Raw genomic sequence first — 6,261 nt, 5'->3', positions numbered from 1 at the left:
AGCGCAGCTGCACCTCCGCCAGCGTCGGCGTGCGGGGGATGCGCTCGGCGTCCCAGTTGGCCACTGCCCAGCCAAGGATCTCGGCGGCCAGCGCGTCCTGCAGCTCGTTCGGGGTTGGCTGGCCGAGGGCGCGCAGCGCGCGGAGCAGCAGCGGCGTGGCCTGTTCCGGCTGTAGCGGTGGCGAGCGGTAACGTTTGCCCAGTTTATGGCCGTCCGGCTGAATGATCAGGGGGATGTGCAGGTATCGTGGTTGTGGGAGACCGAGCAGCTCTTGCAGATACAACTGACGCGGCGTCGAGTCGAGCAGATCGGCACCGCGAACGACGTCGGTCACGCCCTGCCAGGCATCGTCGAGCACTACGGCGAGCTGATAGGCAATCAGTCCATCGCGACGGCGGATCACGAAATCACCAACCTCGCGGCCCAGGTGTTGGCGGAATTCGCCCTGCACACGGTCAGTAAATGCATACTCGCGATCGGGCACGCGCAGGCGTATGGCGGCGTTCTGCATGTTCCGATCGGCATCGCGGCAGAACCCCGGATAAGGTCCGGCGAAGGGTCGCAGCTGTTTGCGCGAGCAGTCGCAGGCGTAGGCGCCACCGTCCCGCCACAGGCGCTCGATAACCTCGTTGTAGACATCCAGCCGCTCGCTCTGGCGCACCATCTGCCCATCCCACTCGAATCCGTAGGCTTCCAGCGCTTGCAAAATGGCAGCTTGTGCCCCGGGCATTTCCCGCGGTGGGTCGAGGTCTTCCATGCGCAGCAGCCAGCGGCCGCCGGCTGCGCGGGCATCGAGATAAGAAGCCAGTGCCGCGATCAGCGAGCCGAAATGAAGGTAGCCGCTGGGCGTGGGGGCGAAGCGGCCGACATAAGCGGAAGGGGCGATTGAGGGCATGGCGAGCCGGCTCGGGTAGATAGCCGCGAGGCGGGGGTACGGCGCGGCGCGATAGGCCTGAAAAGAGCGGGGCGCCGGAGCGCCCCGTTCGGGATCAGGAGCCGATCTGCTTTTCCTTGATCTCCGCCAGCGTCTTGCAGTCGATGCACAGCGTAGCGGTCGGACGGGCTTCCAGACGACGAATGCCAATCTCGACGCCACAGGAATCACACCAGCCATACTCGTTGTCTTCGATCAGCTGCAGCGTCTCGTCGATCTTCTTGATCAACTTGCGCTCGCGATCACGGGCGCGTAGTTCCAGACTGAACTCTTCTTCCTGGCTGGCGCGATCGGCCGGATCCGGGAAGTTGGCCGCTTCGTCCTGCATGTGATGCACGGTGCGGTCGACTTCCTCCATCAGCTCCAGCTTCCATTTATTGAGGATGTCGGTGAAATGAGCGCGCATGTTATCGCTCATGTATTCCTCGCCCTTGGACTCCTTATAGGGAACGAAGGCGCGGATCAGTTGGTTGCTGGGTGTCGTTTTAGTAATGGGCATGGATGAACGCCTCTCGCTATGTCCATTGCGCAGGATAGTGAATCCCTCTGCCGGCCCGTGCCGGCCCTGCGGCTGCAAGCGGGCGAACTTACCAGATCGTATCGGGGTGCGCTACTCCCGAATATCACGGTGGCTGCGGTGTCAGAGGAACCTTCGGTAGAATTCACATTTTGTACTCATCAGGAAGGTCAGATGACCTCGTCATATAGCGCGCGTAGCCGTGCAATCGAACCCTTTCATGTCATGGCGCTGCTGGCGCGAGCCAACGAGCTGCAGGCGCTGGGCCGTGATGTCATTCACCTGGAAATCGGCGAGCCGGATTTCACCACCGCTGCGCCCATCGTCGCGGCCGGTCAGGCTGCCCTGGCGGCCGGCCATACGCGCTATACAGCCGCCCGAGGGCTGCCGCAACTGCGCGAGGCGATTGCCGGTTTCTACCAGCAGCGCTATCAACTGTCTATTGACCCCGGACGCGTGCTGATTACTCCCGGCGGGTCCGGTGCGCTGCTACTGGCCAGCAGTTTGCTGGTCGACCCAGGCAAGCATTGGCTGTTGGCCGACCCGGGCTATCCCTGCAACCGGCACTTCCTGCGCCTGATCGAAGGTGCCGCACAACTGGTGCCGGTCGGCCCTGATGTGCGCTATCAGCTGACGGCCGATCTGGTCGAGCGCTACTGGGGCAAGGACAGCGTGGGCGCCCTGGTGGCTTCGCCGGCCAATCCCACCGGTACCTTGCTGACACGGGACGATCTGGCGGGACTGTCGGCTGCGTTGAAAAGCCGCGGCGGGCATCTGGTGGTGGACGAGATCTACCACGGCCTCACCTATGGCACCGATGCGGCCAGTGTGCTGGAAGTCGACGACTCGGCGTTCGTGCTCAACAGCTTCTCCAAGTATTTCGGCATGACCGGCTGGCGCCTCGGTTGGCTGGTCGCGCCACCTCAGGCCGTCAGCGAGCTGGAAAAGCTTGCGCAGAACCTCTACATCAGCGCGCCGACCATGGCCCAGCATGCCGCACTGGTCTGCTTCGAGCCGGCCACCCTGGAAATTCTCGAAGCGCGTCGCGGCGAATTTGCCAAGCGCCGTGATTTTCTGCTGCCCGCATTGCGCGAGTTGGGCTTCGGCATTGCGGTGGAGCCGGAAGGGGCTTTCTATCTCTACGCTGATATCAGCGCCATCGGCGGTGATGCTTATACGTTCTGCCAGCACATGCTGGAAACCGAGTTCGTCGCCATCACGCCGGGGTTGGATTTCGGGCGGCACCAGGCCGGTCACCATGTGCGGTTCGCCTATACGCAGGATCTGCCCCGGCTGGAGCAGGCGGTCGAACGCATTGCCCGTGGCCTGCAGAGCTGGAAAGGCTGATGCAATTCCCAACGCCTCTGCAGCAGGGTCGGCTGGTCCGGCGCTACAAGCGTTTCCTCGCCGATGTCGTTACCGACGCCGGTGAGCACCTGTGCATCCACTGTCCGAATACCGGCTCGATGTTCAATTGCATGGGCGAGGGCGCGCGCGTCTGGTTTCAGCGCAACAGCGATCCCAGGCGCAAGCTGCCGGGCACCTGGGAACTGGTTGAAACCCCGCAGGGGCGCCTGGCCTGCGTCAACACGGCACGGGCCAATCGACTGGTCGAAGAGGCGCTGCTGGCCGGCGCGATCGGGGAATTGAGGGGCTTCACCGCGCTCAAGCGTGAGGTGGCCTACGGCATCGAGAACAGTCGCGTGGATTTCCGCCTGGACTATCCCACCGGCCCGGCGTTCGTCGAGGTCAAAAGCGTGACCCTGGGCTTTCTCGGTACCGCCGTCGCCGCTTTTCCCGATGCGGTGACGACCCGCGGCGCTCGCCACTTGCGCGAACTGGCGGTGCTGGCCCGCCAGGGCGTACGGGCGGTACAACTGTATTGCGTCAACCTCACTGGAATCGAGGCCGTGCGCCCCGCTGGCGAGATCGACCCGCACTACGCCGCCGCGCTGAGGGATGCAGTGGAGGCGGGCGTCGAAGTGCTGGCCTACGGCGTCGAACTGTCGCCGAAAGAGATCCGGCTGGTGCGTCCCTTGCCGGTCATGCTGTAAGTGGACCTGTAGACCGCTTGGGCCCAGGTCGCGATCCTCTCCCTTCACCGGCCGCTGGGTGTGACCCGCCAGATCACGTTACCGACGTCATCGGCCACCAATAGCGCGCCGGCCTTGTCCACGGCGACGCCCACCGGGCGACCCATGGCCTGCTCATCCTCGTTGAGAAAGCCGGTCAGCACGTCTTCGGCTGTGCCGTCCGGCTCGCCGTCCTTGAAGGGTACGAAAACCACTTTGTAGCCGCTGCGTGGCTTGCGGTTCCAGGAGCCATGCTGGCCGATGAACGCGCCGTGACGGTAGCGCTCGGGCAGCAGCGAACCGTCGTAGAAGGCCAGCCCGAGCGACGCCGTGTGTGCGCCAAGTGCGTAGTCGGGCATGATGGCTTTGGCCACCAGATCCGGGCGCGGCGGCTTGACCCGCTCGTCAACGTGCTGACCGTAATAGCTGTAGGGCCAGCCGTAGAAACCAGCGTCTTGTACCGATGTCATGTAATCGGGCACCAGATCGCTGCCGATTTCGTCGCGCTCGTTGACGGTGGTCCACAGCTCGCCGCTGTCTGGTTGCCAGGCCAAACCGTTGGGGTTGCGCAGGCCCGAGGCGAACAACCGCATCGTCTTATCGTGCGGGTCAATCTCCAGAATGGCCGCGCGGTTTTCCTCGGCCTCCATGCCGTTTTCACCCACGTTGCTGTTGGAGCCGCTGGTGACGTACAGCCGTGAGCCGTCGGGGCTGGCGATGACGTTCTTGGTCCAGTGATGATTGATCGGCCCGGCAGGCAGATCGACGACCTTTTCGCCGGCACTGTCGATGCGGGTGGTGCCCTCCTCATAAGGGAAGCGCACCAGGGCATCGGTATTGGCGACATACAGCTGGTCTCCGACCAGCGCCATGCCAAACGGCGAATTCAGCCCTTCGAGGAATACCGAGCGGTCCTCCAGCGTGCCATCACCATCACTGTCACGCAGCAGGGTGATGCGGTTGGCGCTCTGGCCGCCGGAGCCCGCCCGCGCCATGACCTTTTTCATGATCCAGCCACGAATGCCCTTGCTGTCCTCCGGCTTGGGCGGGGCGTCACTTTCGGCCACCAGTACGTCGCCATTGGGCAGCACATAGAGCCAGCGTGGATGGTCGAGGTTGCCAGCGAACGCCTGGACTTGCAGGCCGGGAGCCGCTTGCGGCGAGCGATCCGCGGGCCACCCGGTGGCCTCGGCGATGTTGACGGTCGGGATCAGCGACTTGTTCGGCTCGGGCAGCGCCGGGGCCGGGCCGTAGCCAGCTTCGACTGGCAGTGTTGCAGTGTCGCAGCCGGCCAGGCCAAGCATAAGTGCTCCGGTTGCCAGGTAAGCGTAACGGCTGGGCATGGTCTGCTCCTGAGTAATGATCGCAGCTGGACTCATGGGGCGTTGTCCTGATCCCGCCCCCTCTTGTTGGAACTGGCCGATCTATGCGCTGCATGTTGCTCCAGGCGAGGCATCAGCAAAAAGATGACCAATGCGAAGGCCGTCGTCATTACTGCGATGGACTCGTGGCCCAGCCCCGTGGCGACGCCGATGGCCGCGGTCAGCCAGATTCCTGCCGCCGTGGTAAGGCCTTTGACGTCCTCCACCGAACTGCCCTTCAGAATAGTGCCGGCGCCCAGAAAGCCAATACCGGTGATGATGCCTTGCATGACCCGAGACAGGTCTTCGATCGGCATCCCCGCTTCCAGTGGCACCAGAACGAAGAGGGCGGCACCCAGCGATACCAGCATATGGGTGCGCAGGCCGGCGGCCTTGCCCTTGTACTCACGTTCGTAGCCTAGCACGCCACCCAAAAACGCGGCCAGGACCAGCCGTACGGAGACGCGAATCGCATGCTCGAAGTCGGGGATGTCGGAAAATTCCTGGGCGACGGTGCGGCTCAAGATGTCCCACCATTCCATGCATTCCTCCTTGGGCTGTAGCGGACATGCTTTGCCGTTCGAGTACCGCCTGGCTTCAGCGGTTCATTCCACGACCTCGAAGCGCAGCATGCCGATCATCTGTCCTGCTTCGGTCATCACCCGCACGCGCCATTTGCCTTCGGCCTGCTTCGGAAAGTTGCGCTTGTGGGTCCAGGCACGATAGCCGGCCTCCCGGCCGCCGCTGATGTCCAGCGGGATGCGGTCGACCCGCTTACCGTTGTGCGTCCATTCATGGTAGATGCGTTCTTTCAGGCCGCGCGGCGCGTTGATTGCGGTAAATGCGTAGAGGCCATTGCGGTGCAGCTGTTGGCCGGAGAGTTCACGCAGACGATGGCCAGGCGTGCGCGAGGCATCATCGAGGGTCGGGGTTACTGCGACATCCGTCAGCCAGAGCGTTGCCGGCGGCACCCAGGTGCGTCCCACCCAGCCGGTCAGGCTGACCACGGCTGCGAGCGCCAGCACCCCCAGCACGCTTCTCCAGCTCCACGAAGCAAACAATCCGCTGAGGCTCGGCAGTGCGAATACCACGGCGATGCCCAATGCCCAGAGGTAACTTTGCGCGGTCGACAGGTGGAAGATGATCGGTAGCGCAGTGAGTAGAACGGCAAACAATGTCAGCGCGTGAAATGCCAGATAGACCCAGCGTCGCGGCGCGAGCCACTTGTAATAGAGCGGGTCGACCAGCGAGACCAGCGCTGCCACGCCCAGCATCACGGTGAACGCGGCCTGGCCACTGTTCCAGGTCGTGGTGATGAAAAAGAACGGGATGATGAAGAACAGGCTTTCCTGGTGGACCATCTGCGTCACATAGCCC

The 6,261-nt window shown here is 63.5% G+C and carries 7 protein-coding genes; 2 read left to right on the top strand and 5 right to left on the bottom strand.

Annotation, left to right across the window (positions count from 1 at the left end):
* Positions 1-895 (bottom strand): tRNA glutamyl-Q(34) synthetase GluQRS (gene gluQRS, locus NA637_RS23690; protein ID WP_256074944.1); only part of this gene is annotated, 895 nt, incomplete at its 3' end.
* A 94-nt stretch (positions 896-989) separates the two neighbouring features.
* Positions 990-1,433 (bottom strand): RNA polymerase-binding protein DksA, encoded by a 444-nt coding sequence (gene dksA, locus NA637_RS23685; RefSeq protein WP_256074943.1) that lies wholly within the window; start codon positions 1,431-1,433, stop codon positions 990-992.
* Positions 1,434-1,625: 192 nt separating this feature from the next.
* Between dksA and NA637_RS23680 the strand changes: the two genes are divergently transcribed.
* Entirely contained in the window at positions 1,626-2,798 is a 1,173-nt protein-coding gene (locus NA637_RS23680; RefSeq protein ID WP_256074941.1) for a pyridoxal phosphate-dependent aminotransferase, read from the top strand.
* The gene (gene sfsA, locus NA637_RS23675; RefSeq protein WP_256074939.1) at positions 2,798-3,505 is read left to right on the top strand and encodes a DNA/RNA nuclease SfsA; all 708 of its coding nucleotides are present in this window, start codon (positions 2,798-2,800) and stop codon (positions 3,503-3,505) included. The genes NA637_RS23680 and sfsA overlap by 1 nt, the downstream gene beginning before the upstream one ends.
* Before the next feature lie 44 nt (positions 3,506-3,549).
* On the opposite strand, the gene NA637_RS23670 is transcribed toward sfsA, so the two are convergent.
* The 3 genes from NA637_RS23670 to NA637_RS23660 all read right to left on the bottom strand — a co-directional run.
* Positions 3,550-4,866, bottom strand: coding sequence for a PQQ-dependent sugar dehydrogenase (locus NA637_RS23670; protein WP_256074945.1), 1,317 nt, complete (start codon positions 4,864-4,866; stop codon positions 3,550-3,552).
* A 32-nt stretch (positions 4,867-4,898) separates the two neighbouring features.
* Entirely contained in the window at positions 4,899-5,426 is a 528-nt protein-coding gene (locus NA637_RS23665) for an MgtC/SapB family protein (protein ID WP_256074937.1), read from the bottom strand.
* A gap of 63 nt (positions 5,427-5,489) precedes the next feature.
* A partial coding sequence (locus tag NA637_RS23660; RefSeq protein ID WP_256074936.1) for a DUF5924 family protein occupies positions 5,490-6,261 on the bottom strand: 772 nt, incomplete at its 5' end.

Source organism: Stutzerimonas stutzeri (assembly GCF_024448935.1).
In the GTDB taxonomy this organism is placed as follows: domain Bacteria; phylum Pseudomonadota; class Gammaproteobacteria; order Pseudomonadales; family Pseudomonadaceae; genus Stutzerimonas; species Stutzerimonas stutzeri_AO.
Note: the sequence above shows the minus strand (reverse complement) of the source record. Positions and strands in the feature narration are given on the sequence as shown.